This is a genomic window from Streptomyces sp. NPDC111802, from assembly GCF_055634335.1.
The window spans coordinates 98049-122402 of record NZ_JBVKCZ010000018.1 but is presented as its reverse complement, the minus strand read 5'-3'; the positions used below and the strand labels follow the sequence as shown (position 1 = coordinate 122402).

The 24354-nt window shown below is 70.6% G+C and carries 19 protein-coding genes and 1 pseudogene; 5 read left to right on the top strand and 15 right to left on the bottom strand.

The window, feature by feature from the left end; all coding sequences use genetic code 11:
* Positions 1 to 9 precede the first annotated feature (9 nt).
* The 11 genes from ACZ7NC_RS21380 to ACZ7NC_RS21330 form a co-directional block, all read right to left on the bottom strand.
* The gene (locus ACZ7NC_RS21380) at positions 10 to 1344 is read right to left on the bottom strand and encodes a hypothetical protein (protein ID WP_471490369.1); all 1335 of its coding nucleotides are present in this window, start codon (positions 1342 to 1344) and stop codon (positions 10 to 12) included.
* Between the two features lie 105 nt (positions 1345 to 1449).
* A complete protein-coding gene (locus ACZ7NC_RS21375; protein ID WP_471490473.1) occupies positions 1450 to 2427 on the bottom strand; it encodes a glutamate ABC transporter substrate-binding protein in 978 nt (325 codons plus the stop codon).
* Positions 2428 to 2549: 122 nt separating this feature from the next.
* The gene (locus tag ACZ7NC_RS21370; RefSeq protein ID WP_471490367.1) at positions 2550 to 4010 is read right to left on the bottom strand and encodes a hypothetical protein; all 1461 of its coding nucleotides are present in this window, start codon (positions 4008 to 4010) and stop codon (positions 2550 to 2552) included.
* Positions 4011 to 4580: 570 nt separating this feature from the next.
* Positions 4581 to 5552 (bottom strand): N-acetylglucosamine kinase, encoded by a 972-nt coding sequence (locus ACZ7NC_RS21365; protein WP_471490365.1) that lies wholly within the window; start codon positions 5550 to 5552, stop codon positions 4581 to 4583.
* Positions 5543 to 6808 carry a 6-phospho-beta-glucosidase gene (locus ACZ7NC_RS21360; protein ID WP_471490364.1) on the bottom strand — a complete coding sequence of 422 codons (1266 nt, stop codon included), beginning with the start codon at positions 6806 to 6808 and terminating at the stop codon, positions 5543 to 5545. Before ACZ7NC_RS21360 ends, ACZ7NC_RS21365 begins: the two co-directional genes overlap by 10 nt.
* A gap of 7 nt (positions 6809 to 6815) precedes the next feature.
* Complete coding sequence (locus tag ACZ7NC_RS21355) at positions 6816 to 7706, bottom strand: carbohydrate ABC transporter permease (RefSeq protein ID WP_471490362.1); 891 nt, start codon at positions 7704 to 7706, stop codon at positions 6816 to 6818.
* 2 nt (positions 7707 to 7708) lie between these two features.
* The gene (locus ACZ7NC_RS21350; RefSeq protein WP_471490361.1) at positions 7709 to 8650 is read right to left on the bottom strand and encodes a carbohydrate ABC transporter permease; all 942 of its coding nucleotides are present in this window, start codon (positions 8648 to 8650) and stop codon (positions 7709 to 7711) included.
* An 8-nt stretch (positions 8651 to 8658) separates the two neighbouring features.
* Positions 8659 to 10020, bottom strand: a complete 1362-nt coding sequence (locus ACZ7NC_RS21345) for an ABC transporter substrate-binding protein (RefSeq protein ID WP_471490359.1) — start codon at positions 10018 to 10020, stop codon at positions 8659 to 8661.
* Positions 10021 to 10118: 98 nt separating this feature from the next.
* Positions 10119 to 11330 carry an ROK family transcriptional regulator gene (locus ACZ7NC_RS21340; protein WP_471490357.1) on the bottom strand — a complete coding sequence of 404 codons (1212 nt, stop codon included), beginning with the start codon at positions 11328 to 11330 and terminating at the stop codon, positions 10119 to 10121.
* Positions 11331 to 11546: 216 nt separating this feature from the next.
* Complete coding sequence (locus ACZ7NC_RS21335; RefSeq protein WP_471490355.1) at positions 11547 to 12812, bottom strand: MFS transporter; 1266 nt, start codon at positions 12810 to 12812, stop codon at positions 11547 to 11549.
* Between the two features lie 197 nt (positions 12813 to 13009).
* Positions 13010 to 14104: a mechanosensitive ion channel family protein gene (locus tag ACZ7NC_RS21330; RefSeq protein WP_471490353.1), complete on the bottom strand. Its 1095-nt coding sequence runs from the start codon at positions 14102 to 14104 to the stop codon at positions 13010 to 13012.
* A 327-nt stretch (positions 14105 to 14431) separates the two neighbouring features.
* Here ACZ7NC_RS21330 and ACZ7NC_RS21325 point away from each other — a divergent pair, with 327 nt between their 5' ends.
* On the top strand, positions 14432 to 14968 hold the full coding sequence (locus ACZ7NC_RS21325; protein WP_471490351.1) for an HNH endonuclease: 537 nt from the start codon (positions 14432 to 14434) through the stop codon (positions 14966 to 14968).
* 157 nt (positions 14969 to 15125) lie between these two features.
* Here the strand turns inward: ACZ7NC_RS21325 and ACZ7NC_RS21320 are convergent.
* A pseudogene (locus tag ACZ7NC_RS21320) lies at positions 15126 to 15512 on the bottom strand (FtsX-like permease family protein); the annotation flags it as partial.
* The gene (locus tag ACZ7NC_RS21315) at positions 15506 to 16039 is read right to left on the bottom strand and encodes a PadR family transcriptional regulator (protein WP_471490350.1); all 534 of its coding nucleotides are present in this window, start codon (positions 16037 to 16039) and stop codon (positions 15506 to 15508) included. The gene ACZ7NC_RS21315 and the pseudogene ACZ7NC_RS21320, both read right to left, overlap by 7 nt.
* Before the next feature lie 246 nt (positions 16040 to 16285).
* On the opposite strand from ACZ7NC_RS21315, the gene ACZ7NC_RS21310 reads away from it, so the two are divergent.
* The 3 genes from ACZ7NC_RS21310 (at position 16286) to ACZ7NC_RS21300 (ending at position 18975) form a co-directional block, all read left to right on the top strand.
* Positions 16286 to 16483, top strand: coding sequence for a hypothetical protein (locus tag ACZ7NC_RS21310; protein ID WP_471490471.1), 198 nt, complete (start codon positions 16286 to 16288; stop codon positions 16481 to 16483).
* Entirely contained in the window at positions 16484 to 18610 is a 2127-nt protein-coding gene (malQ, locus tag ACZ7NC_RS21305; protein WP_471490348.1) for a 4-alpha-glucanotransferase, read from the top strand.
* Positions 18611 to 18699: 89 nt separating this feature from the next.
* Positions 18700 to 18975, top strand: a complete 276-nt coding sequence (locus ACZ7NC_RS21300; protein ID WP_471490347.1) for a hypothetical protein — start codon at positions 18700 to 18702, stop codon at positions 18973 to 18975.
* A gap of 145 nt (positions 18976 to 19120) precedes the next feature.
* On the opposite strand, the gene ACZ7NC_RS21295 is transcribed toward ACZ7NC_RS21300, so the two are convergent.
* Positions 19121 to 19732: a TetR/AcrR family transcriptional regulator gene (locus ACZ7NC_RS21295; RefSeq protein WP_471490345.1), complete on the bottom strand. Its 612-nt coding sequence runs from the start codon at positions 19730 to 19732 to the stop codon at positions 19121 to 19123.
* A 157-nt stretch (positions 19733 to 19889) separates the two neighbouring features.
* Here ACZ7NC_RS21295 and ACZ7NC_RS21290 point away from each other — a divergent pair, with 157 nt between their 5' ends.
* Positions 19890 to 21347 (top strand): FAD-dependent monooxygenase, encoded by a 1458-nt coding sequence (locus ACZ7NC_RS21290; RefSeq protein ID WP_471490344.1) that lies wholly within the window; start codon positions 19890 to 19892, stop codon positions 21345 to 21347.
* 401 nt (positions 21348 to 21748) lie between these two features.
* On the opposite strand, the gene pepN is transcribed toward ACZ7NC_RS21290, so the two are convergent.
* The gene (gene pepN / locus ACZ7NC_RS21285) at positions 21749 to 24325 is read right to left on the bottom strand and encodes an aminopeptidase N (protein WP_471490342.1); all 2577 of its coding nucleotides are present in this window, start codon (positions 24323 to 24325) and stop codon (positions 21749 to 21751) included.
* Between the last annotated feature and the right edge of the window lie 29 nt (positions 24326 to 24354).

Sequence of the window (24354 nt, the reverse complement as noted above, 5' to 3'; positions counted from 1 at the left end):
CCCTGCCCCTCATGATCCCGGCCCCCTCCGGTCCTCGGGCCCGCGCGGCCCCGGCACGCGGCCGCCCCCGCCGAGCAGTTCGGCCGCCGCCTGCTGGTAGCGCAGGACCGCCTGTTCGGCGACGCGCAGATCGCAGGGGGCGCTCCACAGCATGCGGCGGGCCGCGTCGTAGCGCTCGATGAGGAACGGGTCCTCCGCGAAGCCGTGCCGGGCGACCTTCGCCTTGTACGCGTCGAGGCGCCCGCGCAGCTCGGCGCGGACCGCCAGCGGCGCGGTGACCGCGGTCAACGACTCGCGGGCGCGCAGCAGTTCGTCCTCCGCCTTCTGCTCCAGGGACTCAAGGAGCGGGGAGAGGCGGTGCCACTGGGCGTGTCTGCGGTACTCGGCGGCCGTCGCCAGCTGCTCCTGGAGCACGGTCGGCGGGCCGCTGACGACCGGCACCTCCGTGGCGGCGATCTTCGCCAGCACCTCGCCGCGCGCGGTGCGGGCCTCGGCGAGCGTACGGTCCGCGCGGGAGAGCACGTCACGCAGCTTGACCAGGCGCTGCTCGGCGTCCTGACGGACCGTCAGTACCGCGTCGATCTCACGGCGTACGTCCTCCAGGGCGCGCGCCTCGCGGTCGTACACGGTGGTGTCGGGCTTGCCGCCGCCCGGCGCCGAACTTCCCTTCGTGGGCAGCCAGTACGCGAGCGGGTCGGACACCACCTGCGCGCGCAGCCTGGTGAGCGTGCGCGTGATGCGCTCCAGGTCGTCGCCCGAGGGGTGCTCGCCGGGGCGTACTCCGACGGAGTGGGCGAGTTGACGGGTGCGCTGCAGCTCCGCGGCGAGTAAATCGATACGGGCGGGCAGCGCCGACCAGACCGCGTCGGCGGCGACGACCATGTCGAGCGAGGTCGCGTACAGCTCGTTCATCCGGTCCACCAGGGTGACCAGCGAGAACTGTTCGCTGAGCTTGCTCGAACCGCCTTGCAGGGTCGTGGCGTTGGCGGCCGCCGCGGCGCTTCCGGCCACCGTCACGGACTCGCCGCGCAGCAGCTCCGTCAGCTCCACCAGGTCGTCACGGCTGGACCAGCGGCGACGGGAGCGGATGTCACGTGCGGAGCGCAACGCGTCCGTGTACGCGTCGAAGTACGCCCACAGCAGCGTGATCGACGCCTCCGCGGCCGTCCAGCGGTCCTTGGTGACGCCCGTGAGCTCGGCGCCCTCGAGAAGTCTGCGGCCCGCGTGGTCCTGGAGGGCGAGGAGGGAGGTCTCGATCGCCTCGTGCTCCGCGCCGAGCCGCGCCAGCGCACGGTCCACCTCGTCCCGGTCCATCACCGGCCCGGCGGGGTCCGTGACGCCCATCGATCACCTCTCGCTGCGTTGTGGTTCGTTGCGGTCCGTTGTGGTCTGTGGTCGCGTATGGCGGTCTGTCCTGTGTTGTCGTAACACCCGTCCGTCGATGGTCCGTCACTTGTAGCGGGCTTCGGGAGGGGTCGCCGACACCGACTTCTTGTCGCCCTGGTCCATGGTCGGGTGCAGCCACTTCTCGTACGACGCCTTCCAGCCGCCGTCCTTGACGTAGTTCTCCAAGGTCCGGTTGACCTGGCGTACCAGATCGTCCGAGCCCGACTTCATCGCCACGCCGTAGTACTCGTCGGTGAACAGGCCACCCTTCAGTTCGACCGTCGGGTCCTGCGCGGCCTGACTGGCGGCGAGCGCGCCGTCGGTCACGACCGCGTCGACCTCGCCGAGCTGCAACTTCACCAGACAGTCGAGCTGGTTGGGCACGGTGGTGCTGATGTCGGTGGAGTCGGGGAGGTCGCCGGACTTCCTGCCCTCCGCCAGGTTGTCGTACGCGGTGGAGCCCTCCGCCGAGCACACCTTCCGCTCGGCCAGGGTCTTGTCGAACCCGGTGATCGTCGAGGTCTTGGCGGCCAGGACCTGCTGGCCGGTGACGAAGTACGGGGCGGAGAAGGCGACTTGCTCGATCCGGTCGCAGTTGATCGTCATGGTGCGGACCACCATGTCGACCTCGCCCTTCTGGATGGCCTCGATCCGGCGGCTGGTCGGGATCGCCTTGAACTGCACGGCGTCACGGTCGCCGAGGATGTCCTCGGCGATCCGGTGGACCAGGTCGATGTCGAAGCCCTCCAGCTCACCGGAGGGGTTGTTCGGGTCGAGGTAGCCCCAGCGGTAGCTGTTGGTGTCGACGCCGACGATCAGGCGGCGGTCCTTGCGGTCCTTGATGGCGTCCAGGGAAGGGGTGTCGCCGTTGCCGCCGGACGGGGACAGGCTCTGGTCCTGCGGGTTCTCGCACTCCTCGGCCTTGGCCGGGCTGCTGTGGGCGACGCCCTGGCCGGCGGGCTCGGCGCCGTCGCCGCCGTGCTGCTGGGACAGGGGCAGCAGCAGCGCGAAGGCCAGGGCCAGGGCGCACAGGACGGCCATCCCTCCGACGCCGCCCCAGCCGCGCAGGCCGGCGCGCAGGCGCCGCCAGGGGGTGGCTCCGCTCGGTGGCGTGCCGTGCGTCTTCGGCGTCGTGCCGCGTGCGTTCATCGTCGTGCCCCCTCTCACCGGTACTCCGACAGCCTGCGGCCGATGCCGAGGACCGCGCCGGCCGCGGCCAGGACCGCGAGGACCGCGGCGCCGGTCGGGAGGCCGGTCAGCGAGTCACGGCCGTCGCTCGCGGCCTGCCGGAACTCGTTCTGCTCATGGGTGAGCGCCGTCGCCAGGGCCTTGTCGACGTTGTCGAAGCACACGCTCGTCGGCTCCTTCGCGGCGCCGATGACGCGGTCGCGGGCGGCCTGGTAGTTGCCCGAGTTGTTGTCGTCGCGGGCTGCGCTGTGGCGGTCCTTCCAGACCTTCATGAAACCGTTGGCGTCCTGTACGGGCTTTAGTCCCGCCGTGTCGTCGGCGAGGTCCTCGGCTCGGGTGAGCGTCTTGCCGAGTTCGTCGATCTCCTTGTCGTAGCCCCACTCGTACGCGTCCACGACCGTGCCGTCGGCGAGGCTCTTGGTGTCCGCGCCCCTTCGGACCAGGGTGAGGTTCTCGTCGCTACGGGCGGTGAGGGAGGCGATGCGGGCCTCGTGCAGGACGTTCAGGGAGCGGACGCCGTGGTCGTAGGAGTCGTTCAGGTCGGCGCGGGCGATGACGTGGCCGACGGTGAGCCAGAGCAGGACCACTGTGGAGGCGGCCGTCGCGGTGACCAGGCCGTGGTTCAGGACCCTGTTCGTGCGCTGGTAGTTGCGGTGTTGGGCCCAGGCGAGGGCGGCCAGGGCGAGGACGCCGAGTCCTGCGGCGGCCCAGGGGAAGGACTTCGCGTCCGCGTAGTCGTCGCGCAGGCGTTGGTTCTCCGTCTGGTGGAGCTTCTGGGCGGCCGGCAGCATCCGTTGCTGCATCATCTCGTTCGCCGCGCGCAGGTAGGCGCCGCCCACGGGGTAGCCCTGGCGGTTGTTCGCCCTCGCCGTTTCGACCAGGCCCTTGTACTCCGGGAGCAGTCTGCTGAGTTCGGCGATCGTGTTCGCCGAGGTGGAGCCCGGTTCGGAGTTGGCGGCCGCGGTGACGAGTTTGGCGGCGGCGGTGCGGATGTCCGTCTCGTAGCCCTCGCGCATGGCGGGCTTCTCCTGCAGGCCGGCGAGGTAGCCGCTGGCTGCGGCGGTGTTGGCGTCCGCCAGGGAACGGTAGATGTCGGCCGCGTCGGAGGTGAGGGGCTGGCTGCGGTTGAGGACGTCGTCGGCCGCGGTCGCTCGCTCGGTCATCTGCCAGGCGGCGATGGCGCCGAAGGCGATGACGAGGAGGGCGAGCAGGGCGCCGATGATGCGTAGGCGGCCTGGTTCGGTGGTGGCGGCCGCGCGGAGTTGGTCGAGGCCCTCGGCGAAGGCGGTGCGGCGCGGCTCCGTGCCGGGTGTGGGCGGTGCGGGTGTGGGTGCGGGTGCGGTGCTCCGGCTGGCGGCCTGGGGAGGTACGGACGGCATGGTGGGCGTGCCGGCGCCCGGTGGTGGTGGCGCACTGCTCTTCGGCGTCTGTGTCACTGCTGACCTCCCCCGTGGTCATCCGTCGCGCCAAGTATCGCTGCCGGGACTGACATCCGCACCGGCCTTCGCTGGATCTTGATCGGATCGCAGCGCGGACATCAGGCTCAGCGCACCGGAACACGCCCCGCACCACCCCCTGCCCATGTATACGCCGGGGGAATCGGTTCGGTTCCAGGTTCGAGGGTGGGGATGCCTGCGGCGGCCTGTGGGGGTGGGGTGGGGGTGCGCGTAGCGCCAACGGTTGGTGGGTGGGTCGGGGTCGTGCCGGGGGGTGTCCGTCCTCGGTCGGGCGGTTGCTGTTGGCAGGGTGGATGGCGTTTGTTGACGCCCGCCGCTGCGGGCGGACACCCCCCGGCACGTCCCCTTGCCGCCGTACGCGACTGCCGGCCGGTGGGGGTACGCCTCCTCCTCGACGCCGGTGCGCATCATCCAGCCCGTCCGGCGTTTGAGGACGAGGCCCTTTCGGGGCCGATTGGGGGTCCAGGGGGCGGAGCCCCCTGGTGGGGTCGAAGGGGCGGAGCCCCTGGGGATGGGACGGGTAGGGGCGGCGGGGGCGAGAAACTCCGGTCAGGGCTCGAAGTGTTGGCGGAGGCGTGTGTGTACGTCCATGTGCGCCCCCACCGCGTCCAGCCCCAGCAACGCCGCCCCCAGCACCGGACTCGCCGTGACCACGGTCGGCACCGCTTTGGGGGCGCGCGAGGACAGCAGGTCCCGGATTCCGTCGATCAGTTGGGGGTGGCGGGCCGCCAGTACACCGCCGCCCAGCAGGACAGGTGTCTCCTCCTCCAGTAGGCCGAGGCGGGTCAGGGCGACCGTCGCCATCGTGACCACCTCGTCGGCCAGGCGGTCCACGATTCCGCGGGCGATCGGGTCGCCGGCAGCCGCGGTGGTGAAGAGGACCGGCGTCAGCTCATGGCGGCGGATCTCCTCGATGTGCTCCAGGTGGAGGGCCTCGATGAGGGCGTACATCGTGGGGAGGCCGAAGTGGGCGGGAAGGGTTCGGGAGAGGGACGTGGGCGCGCCTCGGCCGTCCTCCGCTCGGGCCGCGTGCCACATGGCCTCTTCCGCCAGGCCCCAGCCACCACCCCAGTCACCGGAGACACGGCCGAGGGCCGGGAAGCGGGCCGTGCGGCCGTCGGGGCGCATGCCCACGCAGTTGATGCCGGCGCCGCAGACGACGGCCACACCGCGGGGCTCCGTCACACCCGCCCGGAGGATCGCGAAGGTGTCGTTGCGGACCTCGACGCTCGTGCCCCACGCGCGTGCGCGCAGCGCGGCCGCCAGGGTCTCCTCCTCCACCGGGAAGTCGGCGTTCGCCAGGCAGGCCGAGACATGGTCGACGGACGTCACGCCTGCGGTCGTGAGGGCTTGTTCCACGGCCTTGGCGAGGGTGTCCATCGCCTGCTCCACGCCCACCGCCGGGGGCCGGAACCCTCCGCCGCGGGCGGCGGCCAGGACGGTTCCGTCGGCCGCCACCACCGCCACGTCGGTCTTGCTGTTGCCCGCGTCTACGGCGAGGACACGTGCGGTCATGCCCACGCGAGATGCTCCCGGTTGTGTGCGATCAGTCGGTCGGTGAGCTGCTCCGCGTACTCGTACTGGCCGACGAGGGGGTGGGAGAGCAGTGTCTTGAAGACCCGGTTGCGGCCGCCGCGCAGGGCCGCGTCCAGCGCCAGGTCCTCGTAGGCCGTCACCTGGGCCATCAGGCCCGCGTAGAGCGGGTCCGTGGTGGGGACCGAGAGCGGGACGGGGCCCTGTCGGCCCACCGCTGCCTGTACCTCGATCACCGCGTCGTCGGGGAGGAAGGGGAGCGTGCCCCTGTTGTACGTGTTGACCACCTGGTAGGGGCTGCCCGCGCCGCTCAGCAGGGCCGCCGCCAGGTCCACCGCCGCCTCCGAGTAGTACGCGCCGCCTCGTTTGGAGAGCAACTCCGGCTTCTCGTCGAGGGACGGGTCGGCGTAGAGGGTGAGCAACTTTCTTTCCATTTCGGCCACTTCCGCGGCGCGGGACGGTTTGGTCCGCAGCTCCCGTACCACCTCGTCGTGCGCGTAGTAGTAGCGCAGGTAGTAGGAGGGGACCACCGCAAGCCGGTCCAGGAGGACGCGCGGGAGGTGCAGGTCCGCGGCGATCGTGTCGCCGTGGTCGGTCAGGAGCTTCGGCAGGACGTCCTCGCCCTCGGGGCCGCCCAGGCGTACGGCGGTCTCCCAGGTGAGGTGGTTGAGGCCCACGTGGTCGAGGTGGACGTCGGAGGCGGACACGCCGAGCATCGCCGCGAACTTGCGCTGGAAGCCGATCGCCACGTTGCACAGGCCGACCGCCTTGTGGCCCTCCTGGAGCAGCGCGCGGGTCACGATGCCGACCGGGTTGGTGAAGTCGATGATCCAGGCGGTGGGGTTGGCGCGGCGGACGCGGTCCGCGATGTCGAGGACGATCGGGACCGTGCGCAGGGCCTTCGCCAGGCCGCCGGCGCCCGTCGTCTCCTGGCCCACGCAGCCGCATTCCAGGGGCCAGGTCTCGTCCTTTTGGCGGGCCGCCTGGCCGCCCACCCGGAGCTGGAGGAGGACCGCGTCGGCGCCGTCCACGGCCTCGTCCAGGTCCGTGGTGGTGGTGATCGTGCCGTTGTGGGCCTGGCGGGTGAAGATACGGCGGGCCAGGGCACCGATCAGTTCCAGGCGGTCCGTCGCCGGGTCCATCAGGACCAGTTCCGCTATGGGGAGCGTGTCCCGGAGGCGGGCGAAGCCGTCGACGAGTTCGGGGGTGTAGGTCGAGCCGCCGCCGACCACGGTGAGTTTCATAGGTCGTTCAACCCTTTACTCCGGTTAGTGTGACGCCCTCTACGAACGCCTTCTGGGCGAAGAAGAACACGACGATCACCGGGGCCATCACCAGTACGGTCGCGGCCATCGTCAGGTTCCAGTCGGTGTGGTGCGCGCCCTTGAACGACTCCAGGCCGTAGGAGAGCGTCCAGGCGCCCGGGTTCTCGGACGCGTAGATCTGGGGGCCGAAGTAGTCGTTCCACGCGTAGAAGAACTGGAACAGGGCCACAGCGGCTATGCCCGGTTTCGCCATGGGAAGGACCACCCGCAGGAGTGTGCGGAGTTCACCGCAGCCGTCGACCCTTGCCGCGTCCAGGTACTCGTTCGGGATGGTCGTGAGGAACTGGCGGAGGAGGAAGATCGAGAACGCGTCCCCGAACGCCATGGGGATGATCAGGGGCCAGAGGGTGCCCGAGAGGTCCAGCTGCTTCGCCCAGAACAGGTACATCGGGATGATGACCACCTGGGGCGGCAGCATCATCATCGAGATGACCAGCATCAGGGACAGGTTCCGGCCGCGGAAGCGGAACTTGGCGAGCGCGTAGGCCACGGGGACGGACGACACGACCGTGAGGACGGTGCCGAGGCCCGCGTAGATCAGCGTGTTCTTCCACCAGGTCAGAAAGCCGGGTGTGTCGAAGACCTTGGTGTAGTTGCTCCATTCCCAGGTGTCCGGGACCAGGTCCCGGGTGAGCGCCTGCTGGTCGCTCATCAGCGAGGTCAGGACGACGAACACGAAGGGCAGGGTGAAGAAGAGCGCCGCCGCGATACCGAGGGAGTGGACCGCTATCCATTCCAGGAGCGCCCTGCGGCGGGCCGTGCGCTCGGCGGTGGCCGGGGTGTTCAACCGCACCGGCTTGTCCAGCACTTGGGTCATGGTCAGTCACCTGCCTGGATCAGTCCGCCCCGGCGCCGCATCAGCAGCGCGGTGAACGCCATGGCGAGGGCGAACAGTACGAGCGCGACCACACAGGCCGAGCCGTAGTCGAAGCGCTGGAAGCCGAGGTTGTAGACGAGCTGGGGGAGGGTCAGCGTGGACTTGTCCGGGTAGCCGGGCTCGAACTGCTGGCCGGAGCCGCCGATGATGCCGGAGGCGACCTTCCCGGCCACCAGGGGCTGTGTGTAGTACTGCATCGTCTGGATCACGCCCGTGACGACGGCGAACATCACGATCGGCGAGATGTTCGGCAGGGTGACGTACCGGAACCGCTGCCAGGCCGACGTGCCGTCCAGCTCCGCCGCCTCGTACTGCTCCTTCGGTACGTCGAGCAGCGCGGCCATGAAGATGACCATGAGGTCGCCCACGCCCCACAGCGCGAGCGCGGTGAGGGCCGGCTTGGACCAGGCGGGGTCCGTGAACCAGCCGGGGGTCGGCAGCCCCAGGCTGTCCAGGACCGAGTTCACCGGTCCGGTACCGGGGTTGAGGAGGAAGACGAAGGCCAGGGTCGCGGCGACCGGTGGGGCGAGGTAGGGCAGGTAGAAGAGGGTGCGGAAGATGCCCGTGCCGGTCTTGATCTTCGTGATGAGCAGACCGATGCCGAGGCCGAACACCACCCGGCAGGTCACCATCACCAGCACCAGCCAGAGCGTGTTGCGCAGCGCCGGCCAGAACAGCGGGTAGTCGTTGAAGACGTAGGCCCAGTTGCCCAGGCCGCGGAAGGCCGGTGTGCCGAAGCCGTCGTACTTCATGAACGAGAAGTACACGGTGGACACCAGTGGATAGGCGAAGAAGACGCCGAAACCGATGAGCCACGGTGACAGGAAGGCCACCGTTCGAAGCGCCGACCTGCGGCGCTTCGCGCGGAGAGTGTGCGTGGACATCGGGCGCGCTACTTCGCCTGCTCGATGTCGGTGTCGATCTGCTCGGCCGTCTTCTCCAGGCCGGCCTCGAGGTCCTTCACCTTGCCGGACTCGTACTGGTAGCCGAAGTCCTGCAGCGTCGTCTGGTACGTGGAGCCGTTGACGGAGGCCGGCGGGGTGTTCGACTTCGGGTTCTGGGCGATGTCCAGGAACGTCTTGAAGCCGGGGTCCACCGTCAGGTCGGGCGACTTCAGGGCGGCGAACGTGGAGGGCACGTTGTGGATGGCGTTGGCGAAGGAGACGACGGCCTCGGTGTCGGTGGTCAGGTACTTCACCAGTTCCCAGGCGGCGTTCTGCTTCTCGCTCTGCGGGGCTATGCCGATGATCGTGCCGGAGAGGAATCCCTTGCCGTACTCGTCGGCCTCGTCGTCGGCGACGGGCATCGGGGCGGTGCCGATCTCGAAGTCGACGCCGGCGTCCTTCGCCATCCCGAGCCGCCACTCGCCGTCGAGCTGCATGGCCACCTGGCCGGTCTGGAACGGGTGCTTGGCGCCCCACTCGTCACCGAAGGTGTTGCGGTACTTCTCCAGCTTCGCGAAGCCGCCGAGGTCGTCGATGAGCTTCTTCTGGTACGTGAACATCTCGGCGAAGGCCGGGTCCTTGGCGATGTTGGACTTGCCGTCCTTGTCGAAGTAGGCGTGGTCCCACTGGGACATGTAGTGGTCCACGACCGTCTCGTAGCCGTGGTACGTCGGCATGAAGCCGAGCTGCTCGTAGCTGTCGCCCTCGGTCTTCGTCAGCTTCTTGGCGTCCTTCGCGAACTCCGACCAGGTCTTCGGCGGCGACTTGATGCCCGCCTTCTCGAAGGCGTCCTTGTTGTAGTAGAGGCCGTAGGCGTCGCCCAGCAGCGGCAGCGCGCAGCGGGTGCCCTCGAACTGGGTGTAGTCCAGCATCGGCTTCGGGACGATCTTCTCGAGATCGAGCTTCGACTTCTCGATGAAGGGCTTCAGGTCGAGGAAGGCGCCGGAGGAGCAGAACTTGCCGACGTTGGAGGTCGTGAACGACGACACCACGTCCGGTCCGTTCGAACCGCCCGCGCGCAGCGCCTGGTTGAGCTTGTCGTCGTTGATGTTGCCGACGACCTTCACGGTGATGTTCGGGTGGGCCTGCTCGAAGCGGTCGACGTTCTCCTGGATCGCCTTGACCTCGGCGGGCGCGCTCCAGCCGTGCCAGAAGGTGATCGTCGTGCTGGCGTTGGGGTCGTCGTCGGCAGCGGACTCCGACTGGCCCGTACAGGCCGTGGCGAGCAGGGCCAGGGAGGCGGAGGCGGCGAGTGCGGCAGCGGTCTTGCGGGATGCTGAGGGTATGACTTTCCAGGACTTTCCGGGCATGGCGAGGTCTCCCAGGGGCGGGACGGGGTGGGTGAAGGGAAGGCGGGGGGGGGGTGAGCTGAGGTGTGGGTGAGGAGATGAGTCGGCGGGGCGGGCGGTCAGCCTGAGGTGTTGAAGACCTCGTCGCGTGTCGTCGCGAGCGCGCTCTCCAGCGCGCCCCGCAGCACGGGGTGTTCACGGACGTCGCCGACCACGAGCCGGGGCCGGGACGCGGCCAGTTCCTCCAACTCGGCCTGGACCAGGGCGCGCAGCACCTCACCGCCGTTGGTGAGGGAAGCGCCGCTGAGGACGACCAGTTCGGGGTCGAGGACGGAGACCAGCGAGGCCAGACCGGTGGCCAGCCGGGTCGCGTAGGTCTGCAGGAGCAGCCGGTGCAGGACGGTGTCCTCGGCGGCGGCCCGTGCGACAAGGGTGGCGGCGGCCTCGGCGTACGGCGTCGACGGGATGCTCGTCATGCCGATCTGGCGTGCCAGCCGGGGGATGGCCTGGGAGCCGGCCAGCTCCTGATAGCCACCACTGTTGGCTTTCCTGACCTGCCGGACCAGGGGCGTGCCCGGAACCGGCAGGAAACCTACCTCGCCCGCGCCGCCGGTCCAGCCGCGGTGCAGCCGGCCGCCGAGGACCAGGGCGGCACCCAGGCCGCCCTCGTTCCACAGCAGCACGAAGTCCTCGTGGCCGCGGGCCGCGCCGAGCCGCTGCTCGGCCACCGCCACGAGGTTGACGTCGTTCTCGTACTCGACCGGCATAGGCAGGGCGGCGGCGAGTTCGTCGAGCAGCGCGGGGGTGTGCCAGCCGGGGAGGTGGGAGGCGTAGCGCAGCCGGCCCGTGTTGGGGTCGAAGGCGCCGGGGGTGCCGATGACGAGTCGGTGGACGTCGTCGCGGGCCAGGCCCGCCGCCTTCACCGCGCCGTCCAGGGCGTCGGTGACCTGCCGGACGACGGGCTGGGACGGGCGTCTGCCGGGGGTGGGCAGTTCGTACGACCCGACCGTGCGGCCCGTGATGTCGGAGACGGCGGCGAGGATGCGCTCGGGGGTGACGTCGAGCCCGGCGGCGTACGCGGCGGTCGGATTGACCTCGTACAGCTGGGCGTTGGGGCCGGGGCGGCCCTCCGTCGTGCCGGTCGCCAGGACGAGGCCGGCGGCCTCCAGGCGGGCCAGCAGCTGGGAGGCGGTCGGCTTGGACAGGCCGGTGAGCTTGCCGATCCGCGTGCGGGACAGCGGCCCGTGCTCCAGGAGGAGGTCCAGGGCGGCACGGTCGTTCATGGCGCGCAGGACGCGCGGGGTGCCCGGCGTACCGGCGGTTCCTGCCATGAATCGACACCTGCCTCTCAGCTGACCAGCTTCTCAGTGATCTACGACCGAAGTCCATCCAGGCACCTCTGTCGATCACCGTTGGGAAAGTCGTCGGGAAAGTTGTTGGGAAAGTGGTTGGAAGTGAGTTGTTAGGAAAGTTTCCTATTCGCTGCGGAGGAACGTAAGCCCGGCGAGAAGGTGACGTCAAGAGAAGGCCGGCAGGCAACAGAGTCGTTACTTGAGGGCGTCGACCCGCGTTGCGTGCTCGTGCCACGGGAGCAGGAGCGGCGTCGCCAGCAGCAGGAGCCCGGCGAGGGCGATCGCGGCGCGCGGGCCGGCCGCCGTCGCCAGCAGGCCCCACAGCGCGGTCATGGCCGCCGTCGTCATCCGGACGGTGATCGTCCATGCCGACAGGGTGCGGGTCACCCGGTCCGGTGGGGTCTGGTCGAGGCGGTGGGTGGCGAGCACCGGGGTGAAGACGCCCGCGCAGGTGATCAGGCCGAACTCGACGGCCATGACGAGGACGAGGCCGGGTGTGCCCGGGCCGACGAAGGCCAGGCCGACGGGCCAGCAGGCGCGCAGGGTGCCCGCGACGAGCAGGATCCGGTGCCGGCCGTGCCGGGCGGTCAGGCGCCGGGACAGGCGTGAGCCCAGCAGACCGCCGAGGCACGGCACGGCGAACGCGAGGCCGTACTGCCAGGGGGCGAAGCCGAGTCGGCCGAGCATGAGGACGGCGAGCAGGGGGGCTTGCGCCATGATCAGGGAGTTGACCAGGGCCGTGTTGAGGAAGAGCGGACGCAGGGTGGGGTGGGTGAGGATGTGCCGCCAGCCCGCCCGGAGGTCGGCCGCCCGCAGGCCGCTCGCCCGTGAGCCCGAGGGTGTGTCGGCGGGTGTGTCAGCAGGGTTCTGTTGGCCTTCCTTCCCCTCGATCGCCCGGATCCCCAGCGCCGACAGAAGGAAGCTGACCGCGTTCGCCAGCACCGTCGCCATCGGGCCGAACACCCCGACCGCCGCCCCGCCGAGCGGTGGGCCGAGCGCCGTGGCCGTCCACATCGTGGCCTCGAAGCGGCCGTTGGCCACCAGCAGGTCCTCCGGCGGCACGAGGGACTTCACATACGCCCCGCTCGCCGCGTTGAACGTGATGTCCGCCGCGGCGACTGCCACCGACACCACCAGCAGCTGACCGAGGTCGAGCGCGTCCAGCGCGAACGCGACGGGGAGACTGAGCAGCGCCGCGCACCGGACCAGATCCGCCGCGACCAACACGGGCCGCTTCGGGCGGAACTCCACCCACGCCCCGAGCGGCAGCGCCAGCGCCGCCCCCACCGCGAGCCCCGAGGCCGACAGCAGCGCCACCTCGGTCGCACCGGCGTGCAGCACGACGACCGCGATCAGTGAGAACGCGTCGAAGGCCAGCCAGGTGCCGAACGCGCTGACCGCGTAGGCCGCCCACAGCCACCCGAACCGCCGCCCCAGCGACCGCCCGCCCGCCCCCGCCACGACCCCGCTCGCCTCGCCTCTGCTCCGCTCCGTACCGCCCGGCCGTGCGCCGTCCTGCTCATGCGCGACGGCCTGACGTCGACCCGAGCATCCAAGCCAGCCAGGAGCGGCAGATCAAACAACCGCTGCGCGGCCCCACCACAACCGCCGGTTGTGCGCGTACGAAGCCCGGCCGCGGTGGCTCGACTGAGGCTCGCCTACTTCGTCACGCTCGGTGGCGTCAGTGGCGTGGCCGCCTGGGACTGGGGCGAGGTGGTGCTGGCGTAGGCCGAGGGGGCGGCCATGCCCGCCGTCGGGTCGGTCGTGGCCTCCTCGTCGATCATCAGCGGGGTGCGGCCGACGATCGGGATGTCCGCGGCGTCGAAGGCGCGCTTGATGCGCCAGCGCAGTTCGCGTTCCACCGTGAGGGCCTTGCCCGGCATGGTCTTGGCCGAGACGCGCACGACCATCGAGTCCAGCAGGACACTGTCCAGACCGAGCACCTCGATCGGGCCCCACAGGAGCTCGTTCCAGGGCTCTTCCTTGCTCATCTTCTCGCCGACCTCGCCGATGGCGCTGCGGACCTTGTCCAGGTCCTCCGAGGAGCGGACGGTGACGTCCACACCGGCCGTCGACCAGCCCTGCGAGAGGTTGCCGATGCGCTTGACCTCGCCGTTGCGGACGTACCAGATCTCGCCGTTGTCGCCGCGCAGCTTGGTCACGCGCAGGCCGACCTCGATGACCTCGCCGGAGGCCACGCCCGCGTCGATCGAGTCACCGACGCCGTACTGGTCCTCCAGGATCATGAAGACGCCGGAGAGGAAGTCGGTGACCAGGTTGCGGGCGCCGAAACCGATCGCCACACCCGCGACACCGGCGGAGGCCAGCAGCGGAGCCAGGTTGATCTCGAAGGTGGCCAGGACCATCAGCGCGGCCGTGCCCATGATCAGGAAGCTGGCCACCGAGCGCAGCACCGACCCGATCGCCTGCGAGCGCTGACGACGGCGCTCGACATTGACCAGCAGGCCGCCCAGAGCCGTGCCGTCCACCGCCTGGGCGGTGCGGTTCATCCGGTCTATGAGCTTGGTGATCGCCCGCCGCACGGCCACTCTCAGCACCGCCGCTATCACCAGGATCAACAGGACCCTGAGGCTGATCGCGAGCCAGGTCGACCAGTTCTGCTCGACCCAGCTGGCGGCCTGTGTCGCGCTCTCGTGGGCGTCCTGGAGCGAGGGGACCGCAGGGGTCGTCGTCTCCGAGGGTGTCGGGGACGGCGACGAACCGGCGGCCAGTAGGACGGCGGGCAGGGACACGGCAGGTACCTCCAGTGCAGCGGCCCGCCCCACCGGTAGGCGGTCAAGGTCGGTCAGGGTCACGAAAAGGTCACCGGCGGGGCAGGCCCACCACACTATCGGGGCATCGTGTGTGGGTCGTCGCGATGTTCGAGGGAGGAATCGTGCCCACGTGGGGATGAACTGGAGGGATGAACCGTTCATCGCCCAGGGGATGAATCAGATGTGGTTGAAAACACTCCCGGCCCGTTACCGGGACATGGTGGCGCTTTCACCAGGTGAGAGTGGAGACTGACTACAGATCGTCCCGGCGCGAGCCACGCGCCGCCGACGCCCAAGGAGGCATCCGTGCCGCATGTCCTGGTCCTCAACGCGTCGTACGAGCCGCTCGGCGTCGTACCGCTCCGCCGCGCGCTCGTCCTCGTCCTCGAGAACAAGGCCGTATGCCTCGAGGAGACCGGCGCCTTCATGCACAGCGCAACCGTCACAGTCCCCGCACCCAGCGTGGTCCGGCTCAAGCGATTCGTTCGGGTTCCCTATCGGGGGCCCGTTCCTCTTACCCGCAGGGCGCTCTTCGCGCGCGACGGGGGCCGGTGCATGTACTGCGGTGGCGTCGCAACCAGCGTCGACCATGTCATTCCGCGCAGCCGCGGGGGCAAGCACGTCTGGGACAACGTGGTGGCGTCCTGCCGCCGCTGCAACCACGTGAAGGCCGACCGACACCTCTTCGAAATCGGCTGGCGGCTGCGCCACAAACCTGCCCCACCCACCGGTCTCGCCTGGCGCATCATCGGCACCGGGCACAGGGACCCGCGCTGGCTGCCGTACTTGCAGCCGTTCGGCGCGGAGGACGCCATGGCCCGGATCGACGGCATTTCCGCCTGACGATCCGGGCCTTCGCACACCCGGCGTACGGCATGTGCGCCACCCGGCCCCGAGGATCCCCCGTGCCCTCGGGGCCGGACGGCTGCCCGGGCACCCGAGCGGGGTGTCGAGCAGGCCGTACACCCTGCTCACCCGTACCGCAGGCGCCGCGGGCCGCTCAGACGTACCGCAGCTCCGCCGGCCGCAGCGCCCGCCGCAGCAGCGGCAGTGACGTGGCCGAGGCCAGCAGACAGGCGGCGTAGACGGCGACCGGGACCAGCAGAGTCAGGTACGGCACGTCCGGCGTCGTGTGCTCCGTGGTGATCGCGGCGTACCACGCGCCGATCGTCATGCCGCCGAGGCCCGCCACCGCGACCGCGGGTGCCAGCGGCAGCGCGGTCTCCAGCAGCAGCGCCCGCCGCAGCACCGCGCTCGGCACCCCGGCGGCGAACTGCGCGGCCAGCCCCCGGCGCCGGGTGGCCAGCGACTCGGTGGTGCCGACGGCCAGCGCCGACAGGACGAGGGCGAGGGCGACGAGGATCGCGGCGCCCGTCAGGCTCATGCCGAGTCGACCTCCGCGGTCAGGGTGGTGAGCCGGGCCGCCGTGGTCGTCATCCAGCGGAGGTCGGCGTCGAGGTGGTTGAGGGCGTAGTCCGCCGAGAGCACCGTCGCGAGATCGGCGCCGGGCGCTGTCTTGACCGCCGTGAGCTCCCGCATGCGCTCCATGTGGGCGGCGCGCTGGGCCCGTAGATAGGCCTCGGGGTCACCGCCGGACAGGATCGACACGACGACCTTGGCGAAGATCTCGTTCGTCACGAACGGCGCCGGCGGCGCGATCTCCCCGGCCCACTCGGCCAGTTCGCGCGTCCCGTCGTCCGTCGAGCGGTACATGGTCCGTTCCGGCCCGCCGTCCGAGTCGATGCCGTCGACCTCGGCGAGCCCGTCGCGGACCAGCCGCTGCAAGGTCGTGTAGACCTGCCCGTAGGCCAGCGGACGGGCCTGCGGGAAGCGTTCGTCGTGCCGCCGCTTGAGGTCGTAGCCATGGCTCGGCCCCGTGGCGAGCAGGCCCAGCAGAATGTGGCGGGTGCTCATGCCGATCATTATGCACTCAGTACATGTACTGAGTGAATAGTGACGACTGAATCGACCTCTGCAAAGGCGCGGCGACGGAAAATATGCGGAACGGAATGTGATGACACGCACGTTGTTCCCATCCGTACGTCTGCCGACGCTCCCGCTGGGTAGGGCTGCGGTTAGCCGTGATGCCGTACTCGAAGAGGAGGCCCCGTGCCCACAGCATCGGCCCTTTCCAAACCTGAGGCGCCCATCGAGCCGGAGATGCACGCCTGCGTCTTCAGCGCCGAGGGCGCCTGCGTCGAAACCCCCCTCACCAGCGAACCTCCCCACCCCGACGCCGAGCCCCTCACCAGTGAGCCGCCGCTCGCCGACGCCGCGCCGCTGACGAGTGAGGCAGCGACCTGGGACATGGGTATGGACATCGGTATGGACATGGACATGGACTCCCTGAGGTCGTAGATGACAGGACAGCGGTCGGCCGAAGCCCCTGCCGAGGATCCGGAGGGCCCCGAAGGCCTCCCCTCCGACGACCTGTCCCGGCTCGCCGAGCTGCACGGCGTGGCCACCTCCTACCAGCCGTCCGCCGACCGCACGGTCACGGCCTCCGCGACCGCACTCACCCGCGCCCTGACCGCCCTCGGCGTCGACACGAGCACACCCGCCGCCGTCGGTGCCGCGCTCGCCGCTCGGGAGCGGGAGCTGGCCGAACGGCTGCTGCCGCCGACGTTGGTGTGCTGGAGCGGGGCCGAGCCCGAGGCGCTGGCCGCACTGCCGTCCGGCACCCGGCTGCACATCGAGACCGAGCAGGGCGAGACCCGCGCCGCCGCCGACCAACTGCCGCCGGGCGTCCACCGTTTGACGGTGACCACCCCCGGCGGCCGTACGGCGACCAGCCACCTGGTCGTCGCCCCGCCCCGCCTGCCCGCACCCCCCGGCCGCTCCTACGGTCTGCTGGTCCAGCTCTACTCACTCCTCTCCCGTCGCTCCTGGGGCATGGGCGACCTCGGTGACCTCGCCGAACTCGCCGACTGGGCCGGCCGGGCGCTCGGCGCCGGATTCGTCCAGGTCAACCCACTGCACGCGGCCGTACCCGGAGCCCCGACCGACCCGTCCCCCTACCGCCCGTCGTCCCGCCGCTTCCCCGACCCCGTGCACCTGCGGGTCGAGGACGTGCCCGAGTTCGTGTACGTCGAGGACCGCGAGCGCGTGCGGGGGCTGCTGGAGCGGGCCGGGCGGCTGCGGGAAGCGGTGCTGGAGAAGGGGGCGCTGATCGACCGGGACGCGGTGTGGGAGGCGAAGCGGGAAGCGCTGGAACTGGTGCGCGAGGTTCCGCTCGGGCCGGGGCGGCGGGCCGCCTACGCCGACTTCCTCGCGCGGGAGGGACAGGCCCTGGAGGACCACGCCACCTGGTGCGCGCTCGCCGAGGTGCACGGCTCCAACTGGCGGCGCTGGCCGGAGGGGCTACGGGATCCCCGGTCGCCCGAAACCGCCCACGCGCGGCGCGAGTTGATGGACCGGGTCGACTTCCACTGCCGTCTCGCCTGGCTCACCGACACCCAGCTGACCGCCGCTCAGCGGGTCGCCCGGGAGGCCGGGATGCCGGTGGGGATCGTGCACGACCTCGCGGTCGGCGTGCATCCCGAGGGCGCCGACGCCTGGGCGCAGCAGGAGTACTTCGCGGCCGGGATGTCGGTGGGCGCCCCGCCGGACGCGTTCAACGCGCGCGGCCAGGACTGGGGGCTGCCGCCCTGGCGGCCGGACCGGCTGGCCGAGTCGGGGTACGAGCCGTACCGCCGACTGCTGCGGGCGCTGTTCCGCTACGCCGGCGCCCTGCGCATCGACCATGTCATGGGGCTGTTCCGACTGTGGTGGGTGCCGCAGGGGCAGCCGCCGACGGAGGGGACATACGTCCGCTACGACGCCGAGGCCATGCTCGCGATCCTGGTGCTGGAGGCCTCCTTGGCCGGGGCGGTGGTGATCGGGGAGGATCTCGGCACCGTGGAGCCGGGGGTGCGGGAGAGGCTGCGCTCGCGGGGCGTGCTCGGCACCTCGGTGCTGTGGTTCGAGCGGGACTGGGACGGCGACGGCCGTCCGCTGCCGCCGCAGTCCTGGCGCGCCGACTGCCTCGCCACCGCCACCACCCACGACCTGCCGCCTACCGCGGCCCGCCTCACCGGCGAACACGTCGAACTCCGCGACGGCCTCGGCCTGTTGACCCGGCCTCTGGAGCAGGAGCGCGCGGAGGCGGCGGCGGACACCGGCGAGTGGCTGGAGCTGCTGTCCCGGCTGGAGCTGCTGCGGGGAACGCACGGCGGGCACTGCGCCTCGGAGGAGGAGGCCGAGATCCAGGCCGTCCACCGCTTCCTGCTGCGCACCCCGGCCCGGATGGTCGGCGTCTGGCTCCCGGACGGCGTGGGCGACCGACGGCCGCAGAACCTGCCCGGGACCTGGGACCAGTACCCGAACTGGCGGCTGCCGATCGCCGACGCGGAGGGGAGGCCGGTGACGCTGGAGGAGTTGGCGGAGTCTCCGAGGGTGCGGGCGTTGGTGGAGGTGCTGCGGGGGGAGGCCGGCCGGCAGGGCTAGCCCGTTCGCGCACGGCGTCCGGGCCGCCCGGTGCGCCTACGGCACCCCCGGACGCGCGGCCCTCGGCGGCGTTCGGTACTTTTGGCCCCGTGGACAAGAAGAACGCCCTGCGCGCCGGCGCCCTGGCCGCCGGTACGACGCTGATGATGCTGCTCATGTCGTCCCCTGCGCTCGCGCTCGCGCGTGACGACGGCGACGACCCCGGGCAGGGCCTGAGCGTCATTGAGACGCTGGCCCAGTTCGTCATTGCCCCGACCGTGATCTTTCTGGTGATCGCGGGTCTGGTCATGGTTCTGGACAAGTCACACAAGCAGCGGGACACGACCAGCTCCAACATCAGCACCAAGGCTCAGGCGAAGGCCTGACGCACGGCTCTTCGAGCCTGCCGCGCGCTTTCCGAGGGCGCCTGCCCCGTCGTGCGTACGCGCATCCGCCGCCGTACGTACGCCGAGGTCGGTGCCCTCTGCGTTTTTCTGTCGGCGCCCTCCGTGTTTTCCATGGGCGGGCGACCTATCCCCGTTCCGGGTACGGCGCCGTCAGATACCGCTGCACCGTGGGCGCCATCCAGGCCACGATCTCCTCGGGCGCCAGTGCCACCGTCGGCGGAAACCGCAGCACGTAGCGCGTGAGCGCCAGCCCGAGCAGCTGGGACGACGCCAGTGCGGCCCGGGTCGGGGCCTGCTCGGGATCGGGGCACACCCGGCGGGCCAGCGGCAGCAGCTGGTCCGCGAAGACGCCCTGCATCCGCTCGGCCCCGGCCTGGTTGGTCGCGCCCACCCGGAGCAGGGCCGTGAGCACCTCGTTCTCCTCCCACATGTCCAGGAAGTGCGTCACGAGCGCCCGGCCGGCCTCTTCGCGGGACACCGACGCCGGGGCGGGCAGCCGCAGATCGATGGCGACGGCCGCCGCGAACAGGCCCTCCTTGTTGCCGTAGTAGCGCATCACCATCGACGGATCGATGTTCGCGTGCTTGGCGATGGCGCGGATGGTGGCGCGCTCGTACCCGTCGGCAGCGAAGCGCTCGCGCGCCGCGTCGAGGATCGCCGTGCGCGTGGCGTCGGAGCGGCGGGGCGGGGCGGGCGGTTCGGGCGGTGCGGGTGGCTTCGGGCTGCTCTGGTTCATGCCCACAAGCGTAGGTCAACACATGTAGGCCAACAACTGTTGACTCCGGTGGTGTGCCGTCCTATGGTTGCCAACAAGCGTTGACCAACAAGCGTTGGCAAACAAATGCTGGCCAACAAGTGTTGGCGAACAGCTGTTGGCACCCAGGAGGCCCTCCATGAACGGCACCGGCACCAACAACTCCGTGACCATCGTCGGCTCCGGCCCCACCGGCCTCCTTCTGGCCGGTGACCTCGCCGCCGCCGGCACCCCGGTCACCGTCGTCGAGCGGCGCCCCCGCGAGATCAGCAACCTCTCCCGCGCCTTCGGCGTGCACGCCCGCACCCTGGAGCAGCTCGACGCCCGCGGTATCGCCGACGAGCTGATCGCCACCGGCAGCACCATCACCCGGCTGCGTCTGTTCCGCCGCCTCTCCCTCGATCTCGGCACGCTTCCGTCGCGCTTCCCGTTCCTGCTCATCACCCCGCAGTACGAGGTCGAGCGGCTGCTGGAGCGGCGGGCGCGGGAACTCGGCGTGGAGTTCCGGCACGAGAGCGAGGTCGTGGGCCTGCGGCAGGACGACGACGGGGTCGACCTGGATGTACGCGGCCCGGACGGGACGGTCGTCACCCACCGCTCGGCCTACGTCGTCGGCACGGACGGCCACCGCAGCGCCGTACGCCAGGCCCTCGGACTGCCCTTCCCCGGCGTCGCCGTCATCAGGTCCCTGCTCCTCGCGGACGTCCGGCTCGCCGAGCGGCCCGACAGCGTGCTCACCGTCAACGGCGCGGGCGACGCCTTCGCGATGATCGCCTCCTTCGGCGACGGCTGGTACCGCGTCATGGGCTGGAACCGCCACCACGAGGTCCCCGACGACACCCCGCTCGACCTCGACGAGGTCAGGGAGGTCACCCGGCGCGCCCTGGGCACCGACTTCGGTATGCACGACGCCCGCTGGCTCTCCCGGTTCCACAGCGACGAGCGCCAGGTGCCGCGCTACCGGGTCGGCCGGGTCTTCCTGGCCGGTGACGCCGCGCACGTCCACTCGCCGGCCGGCGGCCAGGGAATGAACACCGGCCTCCAGGACGCGGCCAACCTCGGCTGGAAGCTCGCAGCGGTCCTCAAGGGCCGGGCGCCCGAGGGCCTCCTCGACAGCTACCAGGCCGAGCGCCACCCGGTCGGCAGGTCGGTACTGCGCAGCAGCGGCGGGCTGGTCCGGCTGGCCCGGGCACAGAACCCGGCACTGCGCGCCGTGCGCGGCCTGGTCTCGGCCCTCGTCAACGCGGCCCGGCCCGCCCGGACCAAGGCCCTGGCCCAGATCTCGGGCATCGGCTACAAGTACCCGGCTCCGGGCGGCTCCCACCGCCTCGTCGGCACGCGCGTCCCGGACGTGGCTCTGGAGAGCGGACGGCGCCTGTACGAGGCGCTGCGCGGCGGACGGTTCGTACTGATCACGCCGAAGGCGCTGGAGGCGGCGGGGCGCGAGGGTGCCGGTGAGGACTGGCTGACCGTGGAGCGCTGGGCGAGCGACCGCCGTACGGCCCTGCTGGTGCGGCCCGACGGATACGTGGCGTGGGCGGCGGACGACGCGGACGCGGCGGCGATCGAGACGGCCCTCACCTTTCAGCTCTCCTGACGGGGAACGCACCTTTCAGTTCTTCTGAAGGGAATGGTCGAAAAGATTCGATGGACGTGACAGGTGTGCCGCTGCGACGGTGGATCCACCGAGATCACCGACCAGCGAAGGGACCTGAGTGACCGTCGTCCTCGAAAGGACCGCACCCCGCACCACCCCGATCCCGAAGGCAGCCGCCCTCGGGATCGCGTTTGCCGCCGTCGCCACCATCGCGAGGGCGGGGCCGCGGTGGGGAGGGTGCTGTCGGCTTTGGAGGGCGTCGCTGCCGGGCTCGCCTGACGGCGACCGGCGCTGAGACCGGCCGGGGGCGCGAGCACCCGTCCCGCAGGCCAGGTACGGAAAGAGGGCGCCCGGTGCAGACCGCACCGGGGCGCCCCCCCACTACTCACGTCCTACGACGGCTACTGCCCCGCCGCCGCATCCGCCTCCTGTGCCCTGAGCGCGCGCTCCACGCCCGCCCGGGACTCCGAGACCAGGCGTCGCAGCGCCGCGTTCGGCTGCGCCGAGGTCAGCCAGTCGTCCGTCTTGCGGAGCGTGTCCTCGGAGATCTGGAGTGCCGGGTAGAGGCCGACCGCGATCTGCTGGGCGATCTCGTGGGAGCGGGAGTCCCAGATGCCCTTGACCACCTCGAAGAACTTGTCGGTGTAGGCGGCGAGCAGTTCGCGCTGGTCGGTCTGGACGAAGCCGGAGATCACCGCTTCCTGGACGGCGTTCGGCAGCTTGTCGGAGTCGATGACCGACGACCAGGCCTCGTCCTTGGCCTCGGCGGTCGGGCGGCCCGCGCGGGCCGTGGCGGCGTGACGCTCGCCGGCCGCGGTCTTGTCCCGCTCGTACTCGCCCGCGATCTCGGTCTCGTCGTAGCGGCCCACCGCCGCGAGGCGCTGCACGAACGCCCAGCGCAGCTCCGTGTCGACGGCCAGGCCCTCGATCGACTGGGAGCCGTCCAGCAGCCCCTCCAGCAGATCGAGCTGCTCAGGCGTGCGGGCCGCCGCCGCGAACGCCCGCGCCCACGCCAGCTGATGGTCACTGCCCGGCTCCGCCGCACGCAGATGGGCCAGCGTGGCGTCGGTCCAGCGGGTCAGCAGGGCCTCGCGGGTCGCCGGGGCGGCGTACAGCTCGATCGCCAGCTTCACCTGGCGCTGCAGCGACTGCACGACGCCGATGTCGGACTCCTTGCCGATGCCCGACAGGACCAGGGAGAGGTAGTCGCGGGTGGCGAGTTCGGCGTCGCGGGTCATGTCCCAGGACGAGGCCCAGCACAGGGCCCGCGGGAGGGAGGCGTCGAAGTCGCCGAGGTGCTCGGTCACGAACGCCAGCGACTGCTCGTCCAGCCGGACCTTCGCGTACGACAGGTCGTCGTCGTTGAGGAGGATCACGTCAGGGCGGCGCTTGCCCACGAGCTGCGCCACGGCGGTCAGTTCGCCGTCCACGTCCAACTCGATGCGCTCGTCGCGCAGCAGCTTGCCGGTCGCGTCGTCCAGGTTGTAGAGGCCGACGGCGATCCGGTGCGGACGCAGCGTCGGCTCGCCCTTCGCGCCGGCCGGCAGCGCCGGGGCCTCCTGGCGGATCGCGAAGGACGTGATCACACCGTCGGCATCCGTCTCGATCACGGGACGCAGGATGTTGATGCCCGCCGTCTCCAGCCACAGCTTCGACCAGGTCTTCAGGTCACGGCCGGAGGTCTCCTCCAGGGCGCCCAGCAGGTCGCTCAGGCGTGTGTTGCCGAACGCGTGCCGCTTGAAGTACGCCTGGACGCCCTGGAAGAACTCGTCCTGGCCGACGTACGACACGAGCTGCTTGAGGACGGAGGCGCCCTTGGCGTAGGTGATGCCGTCGAAGTTGACCAGGACGTCGTCCAGGTCGCGGATCTCCGCCATGATCGGGTGCGTGGACGGCAGCTGGTCCTGGCGGTACGCCCATGTCTTCATCTGGTTCGCGAACGTCGTCCACGCGTGCGGCCAGCGCGTCCCCGGGGCGTGCGCCTGGCAGGCGATGGAGGTGTAGGTGGCGAACGACTCGTTCAGCCACAGGTCGTTCCACCACTCCATGGTGACCAGGTCGCCGAACCACATGTGGGCCAGCTCGTGCAGGATGGTCTCGGCCCGGCCCAGGTACGCCGCGTCCGTCACCTTCGAGCGGAACACGTACTGGTCGCGGATGGTCACCGCGCCGGCGTTCTCCATCGCGCCCGCGTTGAACTCCGGCACGAACAGCTGGTCGTACTTCTTGAACGGGTACGCGTAGTCGAACTTCTCCTGGAACCAGTCGAAGCCCTGCCGGGTGACCTCGAAGATGGCGTCCGAGTCGAGGAACTCGGCGAGCGAGGGACGGCAGTAGATGCCGAGCGGGACCGACTGGCCGTCCTTCTCGTACACGCTGTGCACGGAGTGGTACGGGCCGACGATGAGCGCCGTGATGTACGTCGAGATGCGCGGCGTCGGCTCGAAGGACCAGACGTTGTCCTGGGGCTCCGGGGTGGGCGAGTTGGAGATGACCGTCCAGCCCTCGGGCGCCCTCACGGTGAACTGGAAGGTGGCCTTCAGATCGGGCTGCTCGAAGGAGGCGAAGACGCGCCGGGCGTCGGGCACCTCGAACTGGGTGTACAGGTACGCCTGCTGGTCGACGGGGTCGACGAAGCGGTGCAGGCCCTCGCCGGTGTTGGTGTACGCGCAGTCGGCGACGACCCGCAGGACGTTGGGGCCGTCAAGCAGGCCCGGCAGGGCGATCCGGGAGTCCTTGAACACCTGGTCCGGGTCGAGCGAGTCGCCGTTGAGGGTCACCTCGTGGACGGCAGGTGCCACGAGGTCGATGAAGGAGTCGGCGCCGTTCTCCGCGACGTCGAAGCGCACCGTGGTCACGGACCGGTAGGTGCCGCCCTCCTGCGCGCCGGAGAGGTCGAGATCGATCTCGTACGAGTCAACGGTCAGCAGCTTCGCCCGCTGCTGCGCCTCTTCGCGAGTCAGGTTTGTGCCAGGCACGCGGTCATCTCCTCGATATGTGTGGGTTC

Coding starts and splice junctions, on each gene's coding strand:
- ACZ7NC_RS21315 (WP_471490350.1), bottom strand. CDS start 16,039: ATGAGCACCCGCCACATTCTGCTGGGCCTGCTCGCCACGGGGCCGAGC.
- malQ (WP_471490348.1), top strand. CDS start 16,484: ATGACAGGACAGCGGTCGGCCGAAGCCCCTGCCGAGGATCCGGAGGGC.
- ACZ7NC_RS21355 (WP_471490362.1), bottom strand. CDS start 7,706: ATGACCCAAGTGCTGGACAAGCCGGTGCGGTTGAACACCCCGGCCACC.
- ACZ7NC_RS21340 (WP_471490357.1), bottom strand. CDS start 11,330: ATGGCAGGAACCGCCGGTACGCCGGGCACCCCGCGCGTCCTGCGCGCC.
- ACZ7NC_RS21350 (WP_471490361.1), bottom strand. CDS start 8,650: ATGTCCACGCACACTCTCCGCGCGAAGCGCCGCAGGTCGGCGCTTCGA.
- ACZ7NC_RS21295 (WP_471490345.1), bottom strand. CDS start 19,732: ATGAACCAGAGCAGCCCGAAGCCACCCGCACCGCCCGAACCGCCCGCC.
- ACZ7NC_RS21360 (WP_471490364.1), bottom strand. CDS start 6,808: ATGAAACTCACCGTGGTCGGCGGCGGCTCGACCTACACCCCCGAACTC.
- ACZ7NC_RS21310 (WP_471490471.1), top strand. CDS start 16,286: ATGCACGCCTGCGTCTTCAGCGCCGAGGGCGCCTGCGTCGAAACCCCC.
- ACZ7NC_RS21375 (WP_471490473.1), bottom strand. CDS start 2,427: ATGGCCGTCCTGTGCGCCCTGGCCCTGGCCTTCGCGCTGCTGCTGCCC.
- ACZ7NC_RS21290 (WP_471490344.1), top strand. CDS start 19,890: ATGAACGGCACCGGCACCAACAACTCCGTGACCATCGTCGGCTCCGGC.
- ACZ7NC_RS21380 (WP_471490369.1), bottom strand. CDS start 1,344: ATGGGCGTCACGGACCCCGCCGGGCCGGTGATGGACCGGGACGAGGTG.
- ACZ7NC_RS21345 (WP_471490359.1), bottom strand. CDS start 10,020: ATGCCCGGAAAGTCCTGGAAAGTCATACCCTCAGCATCCCGCAAGACC.